At 61.9% G+C, this 13,798-nt stretch carries 14 protein-coding genes and 1 pseudogene; 13 read left to right on the top strand and 2 right to left on the bottom strand.

The window, feature by feature from the left end; genetic code table 11:
* From WB650_RS03055 to WB650_RS03045, 3 genes are all read left to right on the top strand, one after another.
* On the top strand, window positions 1-297 hold a 297-nt coding region (locus WB650_RS03055; RefSeq protein WP_423959367.1), incomplete at its 5' end, for a M24 family metallopeptidase.
* Window positions 298-453: 156 nt separating this feature from the next.
* Window positions 454-1,143 (top strand): HAD family hydrolase, encoded by a 690-nt coding sequence (locus WB650_RS03050; protein ID WP_422304633.1) that lies wholly within the window; start codon window positions 454-456, stop codon window positions 1,141-1,143.
* Window positions 1,143-1,814, top strand: coding sequence for a glutathione S-transferase family protein (locus WB650_RS03045; protein WP_422304631.1), 672 nt, complete (start codon window positions 1,143-1,145; stop codon window positions 1,812-1,814). The genes WB650_RS03050 and WB650_RS03045 overlap by 1 nt, the downstream gene beginning before the upstream one ends.
* Before the next feature lie 71 nt (window positions 1,815-1,885).
* Here the strand turns inward: WB650_RS03045 and WB650_RS03040 are convergent, their stop codons facing one another.
* Entirely contained in the window at window positions 1,886-2,353 is a 468-nt protein-coding gene (locus WB650_RS03040) for a VanZ family protein (protein ID WP_423959365.1), read from the bottom strand.
* Window positions 2,354-2,492: 139 nt separating this feature from the next.
* Here WB650_RS03040 and zwf point away from each other — a divergent pair, with 139 nt between their 5' ends.
* The 10 genes and pseudogenes from zwf to WB650_RS02990 all read left to right on the top strand — a co-directional run bounded on the left by zwf (window position 2,493) and on the right by WB650_RS02990 (window position 12,116).
* Entirely contained in the window at window positions 2,493-4,016 is a 1,524-nt protein-coding gene (zwf, locus tag WB650_RS03035; RefSeq protein ID WP_422304627.1) for a glucose-6-phosphate dehydrogenase, read from the top strand.
* Window positions 4,017-4,028: 12 nt separating this feature from the next.
* Complete coding sequence (locus tag WB650_RS03030) at window positions 4,029-4,361, top strand: hypothetical protein (RefSeq protein ID WP_422304626.1); 333 nt, start codon at window positions 4,029-4,031, stop codon at window positions 4,359-4,361.
* Window positions 4,362-4,478: 117 nt separating this feature from the next.
* On the top strand, window positions 4,479-5,765 hold the full coding sequence (locus WB650_RS03025) for a 3-hydroxyacyl-CoA dehydrogenase NAD-binding domain-containing protein (RefSeq protein ID WP_422304624.1): 1,287 nt from the start codon (window positions 4,479-4,481) through the stop codon (window positions 5,763-5,765).
* A gap of 69 nt (window positions 5,766-5,834) precedes the next feature.
* Window positions 5,835-7,070 (top strand): acetyl-CoA acetyltransferase, encoded by a 1,236-nt coding sequence (locus WB650_RS03020; protein WP_422304622.1) that lies wholly within the window; start codon window positions 5,835-5,837, stop codon window positions 7,068-7,070.
* A 102-nt stretch (window positions 7,071-7,172) separates the two neighbouring features.
* Window positions 7,173-8,081, top strand: coding sequence for a PhzF family phenazine biosynthesis protein (locus WB650_RS03015; protein WP_422304620.1), 909 nt, complete (start codon window positions 7,173-7,175; stop codon window positions 8,079-8,081).
* Window positions 8,082-8,107: 26 nt separating this feature from the next.
* The gene (locus tag WB650_RS03010; RefSeq protein WP_422304618.1) at window positions 8,108-8,248 is read left to right on the top strand and encodes a hypothetical protein; all 141 of its coding nucleotides are present in this window, start codon (window positions 8,108-8,110) and stop codon (window positions 8,246-8,248) included.
* A 12-nt stretch (window positions 8,249-8,260) separates the two neighbouring features.
* A pseudogene (locus tag WB650_RS03005) lies at window positions 8,261-8,692 on the top strand (redoxin domain-containing protein); the annotation flags it as partial.
* 48 nt (window positions 8,693-8,740) lie between these two features.
* Window positions 8,741-9,994, top strand: a complete 1,254-nt coding sequence (locus tag WB650_RS03000; protein WP_422304616.1) for a Kelch repeat-containing protein — start codon at window positions 8,741-8,743, stop codon at window positions 9,992-9,994.
* Entirely contained in the window at window positions 9,991-11,598 is a 1,608-nt protein-coding gene (locus WB650_RS02995; RefSeq protein ID WP_422304614.1) for a TlpA family protein disulfide reductase, read from the top strand. Before WB650_RS03000 ends, WB650_RS02995 begins: the two co-directional genes overlap by 4 nt.
* The gene (locus WB650_RS02990; protein WP_422304612.1) at window positions 11,595-12,116 is read left to right on the top strand and encodes a UGSC family (seleno)protein; all 522 of its coding nucleotides are present in this window, start codon (window positions 11,595-11,597) and stop codon (window positions 12,114-12,116) included. Before WB650_RS02995 ends, WB650_RS02990 begins: the two co-directional genes overlap by 4 nt.
* A 3-nt stretch (window positions 12,117-12,119) precedes the next feature.
* Here WB650_RS02990 and WB650_RS02985 read toward each other — a convergent pair whose 3' ends face one another.
* Complete coding sequence (locus WB650_RS02985; protein WP_422304610.1) at window positions 12,120-13,778, bottom strand: kelch repeat-containing protein; 1,659 nt, start codon at window positions 13,776-13,778, stop codon at window positions 12,120-12,122.
* Between the last annotated feature and the right edge of the window lie 20 nt (window positions 13,779-13,798).

Raw genomic sequence — 13,798 nt, 5'->3', positions numbered from 1 at the left:
CGCGCCGCGCGTTCGGTGATCGAGGCGGCCGGCTTCGGCGGCGCGTTTGTCCATCGCACGGGCCATTCGATCGGCCGCGAAGTGCATGGCACCGGCGCGAACCTGGATTCGCTCGAAACGCTGGACGATCGCACGCTTATCGACCGCACCTGTTTCTCGGTCGAGCCGGGAATTTATCTGCCGGGAAAATTCGGGGTGCGCAGCGAACTCGATATGACGATTGAAAATGGACGCGCGATAGTCAGCGGTGAGCCGCGCCAGAGTGAGATCGTCGCGATCTTGAAAGAGGCCACTTGATTGAATGTGAAACCCGCCGTGGGTTTCACGCTTCCCTGGGCAGGGATGACCCCTGCACCCAGTGAAAAAGAAAAGATGCGGGACTTCGTCCCTGTTGGGAGGTTTAAGGGGGGGCCTACTTCCAAAGCCCAGCGGGGCATGTAAAAGATCGCGGGCATGATACGCGCTGTTTTATTCGATCTCGACGGGACGTTGGTCGAAACCGAGCCGTTGCATTTCGCCGCATTCAACGAAGTTTTGCGCCCTGATGGACTCGAGATTGCCTTCGACGACTACGCCACGCGCCTGATTGGACTCAACGATCGCGATTGTTTCTCGACGGTGCTACGCGAGAATCGCAAGGATGCGAGCGACAATCACGTAGCTCAGCTGATTGCGAACAAGACCGTCGTCTACCAGGCGATCATTGCCGAGCGGGACGTGCTCTACCCGGGCGCCGAAAAGTTCGTGCGCGACTGTGCGCATCGGTTTCCGCTGATGATTGCAACCGGCACGCTTCGGGCCGAGGCCGAAGCTATTCTTCGCCACGCCGGAATCCGCGAATTGTTTCTCGATATTATCGCGGCGGACGACGTCGAGCGTGGCAAGCCCGAGCCCGACGGTTTTATCGCGGCCCTCGGGCGCATCGGATATTTGTTGCGGCAGCGCGATCCGGTGCTGGCGGACGAATGCCTGGTGGTAGAAGACACGCCGGCGGGGATCGAGGCGGCGCGGCGCGCGGGCATGAAAGTGCTGGCGCTGTGCCATATGGCGCCGGCAAGCGATCTCGCGGCTGCGGACGTCGTGCGCGCTTCGATTTCCGATCTGGATCTCGACGATGTGATCCGCGCACTCAGAGGACGATGATGGCGGCGAAGCTTTACCAGTTTCTTGGGAGTCCGTTCTGCGCCAAGGTGCGCAAGTTGCTCGCGTTCAAAGACGTCGAGTTCGAAGTGGTCGAGGTCGACTACCTCGAGCGCAAGGAGTTGCTGCTTGCGTCAGGACAGATAACGGTGCCCGCGGTCACGCTCGACAACGGCGAGACGATCGTCGATTCCGCGCGAATCGCGATGCGCCTCGAGGAGCTTTATCCAGAGCCGACGATTTTTCCGGCAGGATGGCGCGGAATTCATCTCGCGCTCGCCGACTATATCGACAACCGTCTCGAGGAGTCGGTGTATCCGGTCGCGATCGCCGACGAGCTGGCGTACTACAGCAAGCAGGGTCCGGATCGCGGCGCGCTGTGGCGGTTTATCCGGGAGCGTAAGTTCGGCAAAGGCTTCGTCGATCGAACGATCGCGGATCAGTCGGCCAACTGGGCGCGGTTTCGTAATGCACTCATGCCGTTCGAGGAGCAACTCGGTAACGCACCGTTTTTGACTGGCAGGATTGGGCTGGCGGATTTTGCGCTGTATGGCCAGTTGTTCTACTTGGCGTTTGCGGGTGAGCTGAAGATTCCTGCTGAGATGAAAAATCTGCGCGCGTTTTTTGGACGCGTTGAGCGGATCAGTTCGGTGGTCGAAGAGACGAGCGGGTGAATCTTGATTCGCACGCGACCTCACCCCTGACCCCCTCTCCCTTCTGGAGAGGGAACAAAGGTCAGACGCGCTTAGACGATTTCGGCGATTGCTGTGGTTAGAAAGTGACTGAAGAGGGCGCCGGTCGAGTCGAGCGCCACATCATATAACGACGCGGTGCGGCCGGGTACGAACGACTGATGGCCCTCGTCGGTGAGCGCGTACACCACGCACAGCATCAAGGCCAAATAGGGCCGCTGCGCCATCGGACCGCGGATCAGCAGCCAGAAAAGAATTCCGTATTCAGTGAAATGAGCGGCCTTGCGGACCAGCATGTGGCATACGTCAACCGCGGCGGCGCTGATGCCGGGAATCGCGAAGCGCAGGAGTGGGTCGATGATCTTGCCGGTGTTGGCGGCGGAAAACGCCGAAGTCGACAGAGTGAAGATCAACGCGCCCCAGAGGATTACGGGGACCCATTCGCCGAGTGGTGCGAGCTCGGGCGGGTCGGCTGACAAAGATTTGGTCTCGGGCATCTGGTTGGTCGTCGCCGTTTTCACCGGCACGGTTGCGCGAGGTTGCAGTTGGAAGTCACGCGAGGATTTCGGGTTGGGCGCTTTTTCATGAAGGTTGGAAACGTGCCAAGCTTATCAAATCATCGCAATCCGAGTCGCGCAATCCAACAAGGAAGGCCGAATCATGGACAACCTGATAACTATACAACGAGCGCAGCCCGCGCCGCCATGCACGGTCGTGATCTTCGGAGCGTCGGGCGATCTGGCCAAACGCAAGCTGATTCCGTCGCTATACAACCTGGTCGCATGCGGCGAGGGCATGATGCCGGCCAAAAGCGCGGTGGTGGGCTTCGCGCGGCGCGAGATGTCGATCGACGAGTTTCGCAAGAGTGCGCACGATTGGACGGTGCGGTTCTCGCGCCTGAAGGTGGACGAGGCGTGCTGGGCGAAGTTTGCCGACAGTCTCGATTACCTGTCCGGGCTTGACCATCCGGAGGGCTTCGTAAAACTTAAAGCAAAACTTGAAGCTATTGAAAAAGCGCGCGGGATTCCGCCCAATCGGGTTTACTACCTGGCGATTCCGCCCGAAGCGATTGGCGATTCGGTCAAGCGGCTCACCGAAGCGGGCCTCATCTACAAACCGGACGCGCCGCATTTCTCGCGGGTAGTGGTCGAAAAGCCGATTGGTCACGATTTGCCGAGCGCGCTCGAAGTCAATCGCACATTGGTGAAGTATCTCGACGAGTCGCAGATTTTTCGGATCGATCATTACCTCGGCAAAGAGACGGTGCAGAATCTGTTGGTGCTGCGCTTCTCGAACAATATTTTCGAGCGGCTGTGGGGCGCGCGCAACGTCGATCACGTGCAGATAACGGTGGCGGAGGCGGAAGGCGTGGGCAGCCGCGCGATGTACTACGACCATTCGGGGGCGCTGCGCGACATGGTGCAGAACCATATCCTGCAGGTGCTGACGATGCTCACGATGGAAGCGCCGGTGTCGCTGGACTCGGCCGCGATTCGCGACGCGAAGCTGAACGTGTTGCGCACGCTGCGTCCGATAACGCCCGCCGACGCGCGCACGAACACGGTGCGGGCGCGTTATTCGGCGGGCGTCGATGAGGAAGGCAAGCCGGCGCCCGGCTACCTTGACGAACAAGGGATCGCCGACAACTCGCGTACCGAGACCTACGTCGCGCTGAAGACGTACGTCGACAACTGGCGATGGTCGGGGGTGCCGTTTTTCATTCGCACCGGCAAGCGGATGAAGCGGCGGGCGAGTTCGATCTACGTGCAGTTCAAGGACGTGCCGCAAATCCTGTTCAATCGCGATTCGAAGATTCCCGCCAACGGACTGATGATTCGGATTCAACCTGACGAAGGTTTTTCGTTCGACGTGATGACCAAGCGGCCGGGGCTGGACCTGGTGCTGTCACCGGTGCGGATGAACCTCAGCTACAACACTACGTTCGGCAGCGGCGCGTCGCCCGAAGGATACGAACGGCTGCTGCTCGACGTGATGGACGGCGACCATACGCTGTTCATCAGCGCGCAGTTCGTCGAGAAGTCGTGGGAGTTCGTGCAGGGAATTCTGGATTCTTGGAAAGACGGCGCGCGCGTGCCGCTGGTCGAGTATCCTGCGGGAGGCTGGGGCCCGAAGGAGGCCGACGAGCTGATTCGGTTGGCGGGACGGGTATGGCATGAACCGTAGAGGTAATTTTTCATGAGCGACGATGGGTGCTGCAATTCCGAATCGCCACTGGCGTGCAACCTCGACGCGATCTCCGCGAGCGAGCGCCCGCGCTACAACGAGCTGCGCAAGATGCTCGCGGCGTCGGCAGCTGGAAAGCGCGAACTCCCCGACGGCATCGCGATAAAAATCTCGACGGAGCGGATGGCGCTCGCGCAACTCGCGGAATGGATCGCGCTCGAGCGCAAGTGCTGTCCCTTTTTCGAGTTCAAAATCGAAGTCGCGCCAGAGGCCGGCCCGGTATGGGTCAGCCTGACCGGGCGCGCCGGCGTCAAGGAATTCCTGTCGCAGGCGTTCGGAAAGTAGCTCCTGATACTGGGTGCAGGGTCATCCCTGCCCTGTGGCATAGCTGGACAGCCTCGGCTAACATCTCTCGCCGCTACTGCGACTGCCAAATCAATGTTCCACGAGGATCGGAGAGACTTGGCCGACAACAATAAGGTCGTAATTATCGGCGCGAACGGTACGATGGGCGCCGGCGCGGGATGCGTCTTCGCCGGCGCCGGATACAACGTCACGATGCTCGCGCGGTCGGCGGGCAAGGCCGCAGAAGGATTGACCGACGCGCAGAACGACGCGCGCGCGGAAGCGATCGCCGAGCGAATCGCACTGGGTGAGTACGACGCCGACCTCGGCCGAACAGTTGGCGAGGCGGGCTTCGTGTTCGAATCCCTCGCCGAAGATCTGCCACTTAAAAAACAATTCTTCGAGTTGATCGACAAGAGCCGGCGTCCTGACGCGATCATCGCAACTGGTTCGTCGGGATTGTCGATCGCGGAAATGGCGCGGGGGCGCAGCGATTCGTTTCGCCGCAATTTCCTGGGCGTGCACCTGTTCAACCCGCCACATGTGATAGTCGGCACCGAAGTAATTCCCGGACCCGACACCGACCCTGCGGTCGTGAAGAGCGTCGTCGCGATGCTGACGAAACGGCTGGGCCGCAAGGTGATCGTCACCCAGGATATGCCCGCGTTCGTCGGCAACCGGGTCGGCTTCAAAGTCCTGAACGAGACTGCACAGCTGGCCGCGGAGCACGGAGTCGCGTACATCGACTATTTGATCGGGCCGCATACGGGGCGCGCGATGGCGCCGCTGGCGACTGTCGATCTGGTCGGATGGGACGTGCACAAGGCGATCGTCGATAACGTGCATGCGAACTGCAAGGACGAAGCGCACGAATCGTTCGCGATGCCGGCGTACATGAGCGCCGCGCTCGCGAAGGGATGCCTCGGCGACAAGACGCCCGAGCGAGGCGGATTCTATCGTCGCGCTGGCAAGGAGGTCTTCGTGTTCGATCCGAAAACCGGCGGGCATGAGAAGTTCGAGAAGCCTGCGCCGATCGAGTTCGTCGAAAAGATGAAACAGTTGCATCGCGTGGGCCGCTATGCCGAGGCGTTGAGGGTGCTAGCCGATGCCAAGGGCGCTGACGCCGATCTGTGCCGGCGCGTCGTGCTCGGTTACGTCAGCTACGCGCTGAATCGCGTCGGCGAAGTGGTCGCCAGTGCGGCTGACGTCGACACTATAATGTCGTACGGCTTCAACTGGGCGCCGCCGACGGCGATTGTCGATTTGCTCGGCGCGAAGAATACGGTGGCGATGCTGCAAAAGTTGAAGCTCACCGTGCCCAAGACTGTCGAGCAAGCGGCGTCGCGCGATGCTAAAATGTTTGCGGGCGGCGTACTCGAATATGGCCGTACTTTTGTTGGATAGTGAAATCCCTGTGTTGGATGGTTAGATTCTTTGTCGTATGATTACGAGTGTAATCAATAGGAGCGCGCGATGACGAAACCAGCGCCGGTTTACGTATTGGGTGGAGCGCAAACCGACTTTGCCCGCAATTGGTCGAAAGAAGGGAAGCATTTCGTGGCGATGATGCGCGAGGCGACCTTGGGCGCGCTCGAAGCTACCAAGATCGAGCCGCGCGAAGTTGAAACCGCACACGTCGGTAATTTTGCCGCCGAGCTTTACGCCAAGCAGGGACATATCGGCGCGTTTTTCGTCGAGATCGATCCGACTTTTTCCGGGCTGCCGACCAGCCGTCATGAGGCGGCGTGCGCGTCGGGCTCGATTGCGCTGATCGCAGCGTCGGCGGAGATCGAAGCCGCGCGCTACGACCTGGCGTGCGTGGTCGGCGTCGAGCAAATGAAGACCGTCGATTCCACCACCGGCGGCGATTACCTCGGCACCGCGGCGTGGTACGAGCGCGAGGCCAAGGGAATCGAGTTCCCGTTTCCGAAACTGTTCGGCCGCCTCGGCGACGAGTACGACAAGCGCTACGGCCTCAAGGACGAGCATCTCGCGCACATTTCGGCGGTGAATTATTCCAACGCCAAGCGCAATCCCAACGCGCAGACTCGCAACTGGTTCATGAGCGAGAGTCACGCGCAGCACGAAAGCAAGTTCAACCAGGTCATCGGCGGCCGAATCAAGGTGAGCGATTGCTCGCAGGTCACCGACGGCTCGGTCGCGATTTTTCTCGCGTCGGAAAAGTTTGCGAGCGCGTGGGCCAAGCGCAACGGAAAACAGCTCACCGATATTCCGCGCATCCTCGGATGGGGCCATCACACGGCGCCGCTCGAATTCGACACCAAGGTGGCGGAGAGCCGCGACAACGCGTACGTGCTGCCGCATACGAGGCAGGCGATTCTCGACGCATTCAAGCGCGCGGGCCTCGGGTCGGTGGCCGAGCTTTCGGGAATCGAGACGCACGACTGCTTTACCACGTCGGAGTATATGGCGATCGATCACTTTGGAATCACCAAACCCGGCGAGTCGTGGAAGGCGGTCGAGGAAGGCGTGATCGAGCTCGGCGGCAAGCTTCCGATCAATCCGAGCGGCGGCCTGATTGGCGCGGGCCATCCGGTCGGCGCGACGGGCGTGCGCCAGATGCTCGACTGCCATCGCCAGATCACGCATAGCGCGGGCGACTACCAGGTCGAGAACGCAAAGAAATTTGCGATGCTGAACATCGGCGGCAGCGGCACCACCAGCTGCGTATTCATCGTCGGCAAGTAAGCGCCCATTTTCGAATTGTTGAAGCGGCGGTCCTCGAAGGGTCGCCGCTTTTCCTTTTGATTCAGGTTTGGCTTCCGCGGGGCGGCGCGGCACAATCGGCGGATGTCCAGGAAAACTCCGTTCATCCTCGTCGACGTTTTCACCTCGCGACCTTTCGGCGGCAATCAGCTCGCAGTCTTCACCGACGCGGCCGCGCTCAGCCCGAGCGAGATGCAGGAGTTGGCGCATGAGATGAACTTCAGCGAATCGACGTTCGTGATGCCTCCCGACTCTTCGGGAGCGCGACGCGTGAGAATCTTCACACCGAAGCACGAAATGCCGATGGCTGGCCATCCCACCGTCGGCACGACGTGGGTTCTCGCGAGTCGGGGTGAGATCGCGCTCGATTCGAAGAGCGTCGACGCGATGTTGCAGCTCGGAATCGGGCCGGTGACTGTTACTGTCGAGAGTACCAGCGGCAAGCTGGACTTTGTCTGGATGGCGCATCGCGAGCCGGAGTTCGGCGTCAAGCGTGACGATCGCGAGAGCATCGCGGAAGCGCTCGGAATCACTGCGGCTGATATTCGCGACGATCTGCCGATTCAGACCGTCTCGACCGGCGTTCCGTTTGTGTTTGTTCCGATTCGCACCCTCGACGCGCTTGCGAAATGTGCTCCGAATGCCCCGGCGCTCGCGGCGCTCTTCAAGCCCGGCGAGCCTATTCTTCCTATATATATGTTCGTCGCGAATGAGTCGGGCGAGTTCGCTCCGCGATCGCGCATGTTCGCGCCGCATGACGGAGTTGCCGAGGACCCGGCTACGGGAGGCGCCTCGGCACCGTTCGGCGCGTACGCTGCGACACACGGATTGATCAAGCCCGCGCCGAAGGCTTCGTTCCTGATCCAGCAAGGCGTCGAGATGGGGCGGCCGAGCGAGATCCGCGTCGAGGTCGCGCGCAAGGACGGCGGCGCGCTCGCAATCCGAATCGGCGGGCGATGTGCGATCGTCGGCGAAGGTTCAATGTTCCTCTAGCGCGCGGGCGCGGCTATTGTGGTCGCATGGATGAACGCCAAATTCCGTCGGTCGGCGAGAAGGCTCCCGAGTTCACGCTCGCAGACTCGACCGGCGTGGTTCGCGGCCTCGACGCTCTGGTCGCGGGCGGAATGTGCGTCGTCGTTTTCTATCGCGGACACTGGTGACCATTCTGCCTCCGCCAGTTGGCGGACTACTCGGAGCGTCTCGAAGATTTTCGCGCGACAGGCGCCGAGCTGGTTGCGATCTCGGTTGACGACGGCGCGCGCTCCGAGCCTGTCCGCCAGGAGCTCGGCCTCAAATTTCCCCTGCTATGCGACACCAATCGCGAAGTCGTCAAAAAGTACGGTCTGCTCAACAGCGGCGAAAAAGGCGGCATCGCGTTTCCCGCGTCATTCGTGATCGACCGCCAGCGAGTCGTGCGTTTCCGCGCGCTGGAGGATGTCGCGTCACGCGTCAGCGTGGACCAACTTCTCGAACTGGTGCGCGAACTCGGCCGCGGCGGCGAACCCAAAACCAAACCGCGCAAGAGTGGCGTATTCCCGGGACTGATGTTCCTCCGTGCGACGATGAACGCGATGCGGCACGGCGTTCGATCGCCGATTAAATAACTTTCCAACTCGGCGCAGCAGGCCTATGATTCAGCGCGCGATGTGTGCATGAATCGTCGATACCTTTTTGCGCTGGCATTTCTCGTTGCAGTCGGAGTCACCGCGTGCGCGGGCGGCGGTGTGACCGAGGCGCCGCCTGCCTTCGTCAACACTCCGCAGGGGAACCGGGTCGAAGCGCTTGCGATGACCACGCCGCGCGCCAACGCAGGCGCGATTCGTCTGCGCGACGGACGCGTGCTGATTTGCGGCGGCACGGCGACTGGAGAAATCGGAGGCGTGCTCTCGAGCGCTGAGCTTTACGATCCAGTCGCGCGCACCTTCACCCCGACCGGATCGATGACGGTGGCGCGCACCGGACAGACGATTACGATGCTGCGCGACGGGCGCGTGCTGCTGACGGGCGGAGATCAGAACGCGGGTTATCGTTCGCAACTCGCCAGCGCCGAGATTTACGATCCGAGTAGCGGCGCGTTCACTGCAACCGGATCGATGTCGACGCCGCGCGAAGGGCATACTGCGACGATGCTTCGCGACGGGCGCGTGCTCGTCGTGGGCGGCAGCCCCAACGGCATCCAGACTACCGGCAGCGCCGAGATTTACGATCCAACGAGCGGTACGTTCAGCCGCACGGGACATTTGAATCAACCCCGCGTCGCGCACGTCGCCGCCCTGCTCGGCACCGGCGAAGTGTTGATCGCGGGCGGCGGGCGCGGCGGGATGCCTGGCGGATATATCTCCTACGACACGGCCGAAGAATATGATCCGGTCAGAGGCAGGTTCACCGCGATACGCGCACATATGACGAGCGATCGCGTCGGCGCGGCTGCGGTTAAACTCAACGACGGGCGCGTACTGATCGTCGGTGGGAAGAGCGGCCGAATCATGACGAGCAGGGTTCGCAATCTCGGTTCGCTGACGCCGCTCAACACCGCGGAGATTTTCGATCCCGAATCGGGCACTTTCATCAAGACCGGCGACATGAGCGCGCCGCATTATTTGGGGACTGCAACGCTGCTCAACGACGGGAATGTGCTCGTGGTGGGAGGATGGAGAATCCAAGGACCGGTTGTGGTCGGAATGCGCGACGCGGAAGTCTATCAGCCCGAGACAAATCGTTTTTTTCGCGCCGGGCAAACCAACGTCGCGCGGCTGACGAACACTGCGACGCTCCTGAACGACGGCGAGGTGCTGATCGCCGGCGGCGTCGCGGAGAAGGGGTTAATCACGGCGTCGGTCGAGTTTTATTCTCCGAAGCAGCATCGATTTCTGATGCTTCCAGAAACTTCCGGGGCCACCGAATGAACGATTCGACGAAAAATTCGTTGCCCGCGTTTGAGTTGCGAGACTTGGTCGGAACGTCGCGATCATTTCCATCCACCCGGGCCGCCCTGCTCTGCTTCGTCAAGGAAGACTGCCCGACCTGCGGAATGACGATGCCGCTGATCGAAGCCGCGCATCGCGCGTTCGGCGCATCGGTCGACGTGTGGGCGATAGGTCAGGACGCTGAGGGCAACGCGAAACTCGTCGAGCGATATGCGCTGACAGCACCGATGCTCGACGACTCGGCGCTCAAGGTCTCGTTCGAGTACGACCTCGACACGGTTCCGACGATCGTTCTCGCGGACACGCACGGCCGCGAGCAGCGTCGCTTCGTTGGCTTTGGACGCGACGATTGGCGCGAGATGTTTGCGGAATTGGCGCGACTGTCGGGCAAGCCGTTGCCGGCGGTCGATTGGAATTCATATCCGGAGTCGCGTCCTGGATGCGGTTCCAAGTCGGTCGAGCCGGGAATCGCGGAGCACCTCGAAGCGAATGCGCGCGGCGACAAGCTGACAGCGCGTCGAATCGAGCTGGGCGACGCCGAAGACGTATTTGAATTCATGTTCGAGCGCGGGCTGACCGACGGTTTGCCGGTGGTGCCGCCGACGCCCGAGCGCGTGATGTGGATGCTGACGGGGACGGGTCGCGATCCGCGCGACGTGATCGCAGTCGTGCCGCCGAACCTCGCGCCGGTGACGGTCGAGAAGATTGCGGTCAACGCCGTGATGGCGGGATGCAAGCCCGAGTATCTGCCGGTCGTGATCGCGGCGCTCGAAGCGGTGTGCACCGACACGTTCAACATCCACGGCATCATGTCGACGACGTGGGGCGCGACGCCGGTGATCGTGGTCAACGGTCCGATTCGGCATCGGCTCGACATGAACATGGGCATGATGGCGCTTGGCTACGGCACCCGCTCCAACGCGACTATCGGGCGCGCGCTGAAACTCGTGCTGCGCAACGTCGGCGGAGCGAAACCCGGTGATATCGAGCGCTCGACGCTTGGCGCGATCGGCAAATTCACCACTTGCTTCGCCGAGTGGGAGGAGCGCAGTCCGTGGGAGCCGCTGCACGTCGAGCGCGGCTTCAATAAGGAAGAAAACGTCGTGACGGTGTTCGGGCTCGAAGCGGGATCGCGCCAGATTGCCGATCAGACTTCGCGAACGGCGCGCGCGTTGGCCGGCAGTCTCGGCATGGGGCTCGAAGCATGCTGGCATCCAAAGCAGCACAATGCCGGCGAGATTCTGCTGGTCGTTTCGCCGGAACATGCCGATACGCTTGCGCGCGAGAAATGGACCAAGGCGCAGGTGCGCGCGCGAATCCAGGAAGTGACCTCGCGGCCGACGCGCGAGCTGATCCGCGACGACGAGAGCGGCGAAGGAATTCCGTTGAGCGCGATCGGCACACCGCCGACAGAAGAGCAGCTTGCGAAGGCGATTGCGAAGTTTCGCCGGCTGGAGGATATCAATATTATCGTGGCTGGCGGGAATGCCGGGAAATTTTCTGCGGTGTTCGCCGGATGGGTCTCGGGTCCGATGGGATCGTCCAGCGTCAGCCGGCGGATCGAGGAGGCAACGAAAAAATGAAACAGGTCATTATCGATCCGACCGACGAGCGGGTTCCGATTCGAACCACGCTCGCTGCGCGCGCTGACTCGATTGTCGGGCGCATCGCGCTGCTCGATATCGCCAAGCCGCGCGGCAATGTGCTGATCGACCGGCTCGCCGAACATTTGCAGGACCGGCTGCCAGGTATCGAGATCAAGCGCTTTCGCAAACCGACTTTCACCAAGCCGGCGCCCGAGGACTTGCGCCGCCGGATCGCGCAGGAGAGCGACTTCGTTATCGAAGCGCTCGCCGATTGAGGGTCATGCACAACGTGCAGTGTGCACGACTCCGTATGGTTCGAGATCAATCAGAAGCCCGCGGTTGTGATCGCGTCGAACGAGTTCGTCGACGCAGCGCAGAAGCAGGCCGACGCGTTGGGGCTGCCGGAACTGCGCCGGGTTTTCGTGGCGCATCCGATTCAGGACGCGACCGACGAGCAGATGCGCGCGAAGGCCGATGCGATCGTCAACGACGTGATCGCGGCGCTGAAGAAATAGCTACTATCTGATTAGTGTCGAAGTCGATTCGGCGACGTCGGTGAGCAGCTTGCCGGTCGCGGAGAAGGTTCCGGCCGTCGTGTCGTAGAGGTCGGCGAAATTCGAGCGGCCTCCGGCGATCAGCGCGTCACCGTTATCGAGCACGGTCGCGGTCGCGCCGGCGTGGAGGTTCTGCATCGAGCCGGTGGCGGCAAAAGTAGCGTGGGTGGGATCGAAAAGCTCGGCGCTCTGCAAAAATTCCGTGTCGCTGCTCTGACCGCCTGCGATCAGCACTTTGCCGTTGGCCAGCAGGACTGCGGCCTGCAGCGTGCGGGCGGTGGTCATCGCGCCCACCGGCGAAAATGCCGCCGTCTCAGGATTGAAGGCTTCGGCGCTGTCATTCGCCGCGCTCGCGTCATCACCGCCCGCCACCAGCACGTTGCCGGCGAAAGACCCGGAAACAACACTCGGCGAAAGCCATGTGGCGCTGTGATTCTCGCGCGGAGTACTCATCCCTCCGGTCGGCGTGAATTGGCCCGTCGCAGGATCGTAGAGTTCCGCAGTGGCGACGTCACCGCCACTCTCGTCGCTGGTGCCGCCAGCGATCAGAACGTTTCCCGCCAGCGGACCGCTGGCAATCAGCGTGGCGGAATGTCGCGCGCGCGTCGCTTTCATCGCGCCGGTCGGGGTGAACTTGCCGGTGGAAGGATCGAACAGTTCCGCGTTCCGCAGAGTGGAACCGAGCGAGGCCGTCGCTGAGCTGCCTCCCGCGATCAATATTTTTCCATCGCCCGCGCAATTGCATCCTGAAATCAGCGTCGCGGTATGCTCGGCGCGTGCGGTATCCATCTTCGAATCGACCGCTGAAAATGTTCCACTGATTGGATCGTACAACTCAGCCGACGATAGCGCTCGGCCCGATGCGCCCACGCCGCCCGCGATCAGAATCTTGCCGCCGGGCAACACTGTTGCGGTATGATCTTCTCGCGCATCTTTCATCGATGACGCGGCTGCGAACGCGTTCTTCGAGGGATCGAAAAGCTCCGCGCTGGCGAGCGCAAACTGTCCGTTGCCCTGGCCGCCCGCCAGCAGCACGAAACCGGAATGCGGCGCAGCGTCAGGATGGGCTGGCGCGCCGCCGCCGGACGGGCTTGATGCGGGCGGAGAATTGATACCGCCGCTCGACGCGGCAGGAGAAGTCGGCAAGGACGATCCGGCCGGCGAAGTAAGCGGCGCCGAGATACCGCCGACTGCGCTCATCGCGATCGGCCCCGCTGGCTGCAAATTATTATCGGTGACAGGACCGGCGCTACCCTGATCGTTCCAGCCTCCTGACGACGGCGGCGGCTCAGGATTTTCGCGAGGCAAATCCGGAACCATCACGACTACGGTCGTGTCGCCGGGTTTTTCTTTCGACTTCGGCGGCCCGAACCCGATCTGCCGAGGCAGCGCAGGAGCTGCGGGAGGCGCATGGCGCTCGTGAGTTGGCGCGCTGGACTTTGCAAATCCTGATGAAGAGCCGGCGCCTTCGGAGTGCGCGGTTGCCGGCGCGACGAAACCGAAATGAGGACGGGGAGCAGGACCTCGGTCGAGTGCGATCAATGCGGCAACCGCGCTCGCGGCGATTATTCCGCCAGCAAGCAGTGCGTCGCGAATCAGCGGTCGGTCACTCAAACCAGCCATCGCAGCAATCCCCTCGCGCG

Source organism: Binatus sp. (SeqCode), from assembly GCF_049584895.1.
In the GTDB taxonomy this organism is placed as follows: domain Bacteria; phylum Desulfobacterota; class Binatia; order Binatales; family Binataceae; genus Binatus.
Note: the sequence above shows the minus strand (reverse complement) of the source record. Positions and strands in the feature narration are given on the sequence as shown.

What these genes read in the sequence shown, in the direction of transcription:
- WB650_RS03050 (WP_422304633.1), top strand. Translation starts at nt 454, where the DNA reads ATGATACGCGCTGTTTTATTCGATCTCGACGGGACGTTGGTCGAAACC.
- WB650_RS03045 (WP_422304631.1), top strand. Translation starts at nt 1,143, where the DNA reads ATGGCGGCGAAGCTTTACCAGTTTCTTGGGAGTCCGTTCTGCGCCAAG.
- zwf (WP_422304627.1), top strand. Translation starts at nt 2,493, where the DNA reads ATGGACAACCTGATAACTATACAACGAGCGCAGCCCGCGCCGCCATGC.
- WB650_RS03030 (WP_422304626.1), top strand. Translation starts at nt 4,029, where the DNA reads ATGAGCGACGATGGGTGCTGCAATTCCGAATCGCCACTGGCGTGCAAC.
- WB650_RS03020 (WP_422304622.1), top strand. Translation starts at nt 5,835, where the DNA reads ATGACGAAACCAGCGCCGGTTTACGTATTGGGTGGAGCGCAAACCGAC.
- WB650_RS03015 (WP_422304620.1), top strand. Translation starts at nt 7,173, where the DNA reads ATGTCCAGGAAAACTCCGTTCATCCTCGTCGACGTTTTCACCTCGCGA.
- WB650_RS03010 (WP_422304618.1), top strand. Translation starts at nt 8,108, where the DNA reads ATGGATGAACGCCAAATTCCGTCGGTCGGCGAGAAGGCTCCCGAGTTC.
- WB650_RS03000 (WP_422304616.1), top strand. Translation starts at nt 8,741, where the DNA reads ATGAATCGTCGATACCTTTTTGCGCTGGCATTTCTCGTTGCAGTCGGA.
- WB650_RS02995 (WP_422304614.1), top strand. Translation starts at nt 9,991, where the DNA reads ATGAACGATTCGACGAAAAATTCGTTGCCCGCGTTTGAGTTGCGAGAC.
- WB650_RS02985 (WP_422304610.1), bottom strand. Translation starts at nt 13,778, where the DNA reads ATGGCTGGTTTGAGTGACCGACCGCTGATTCGCGACGCACTGCTTGCT.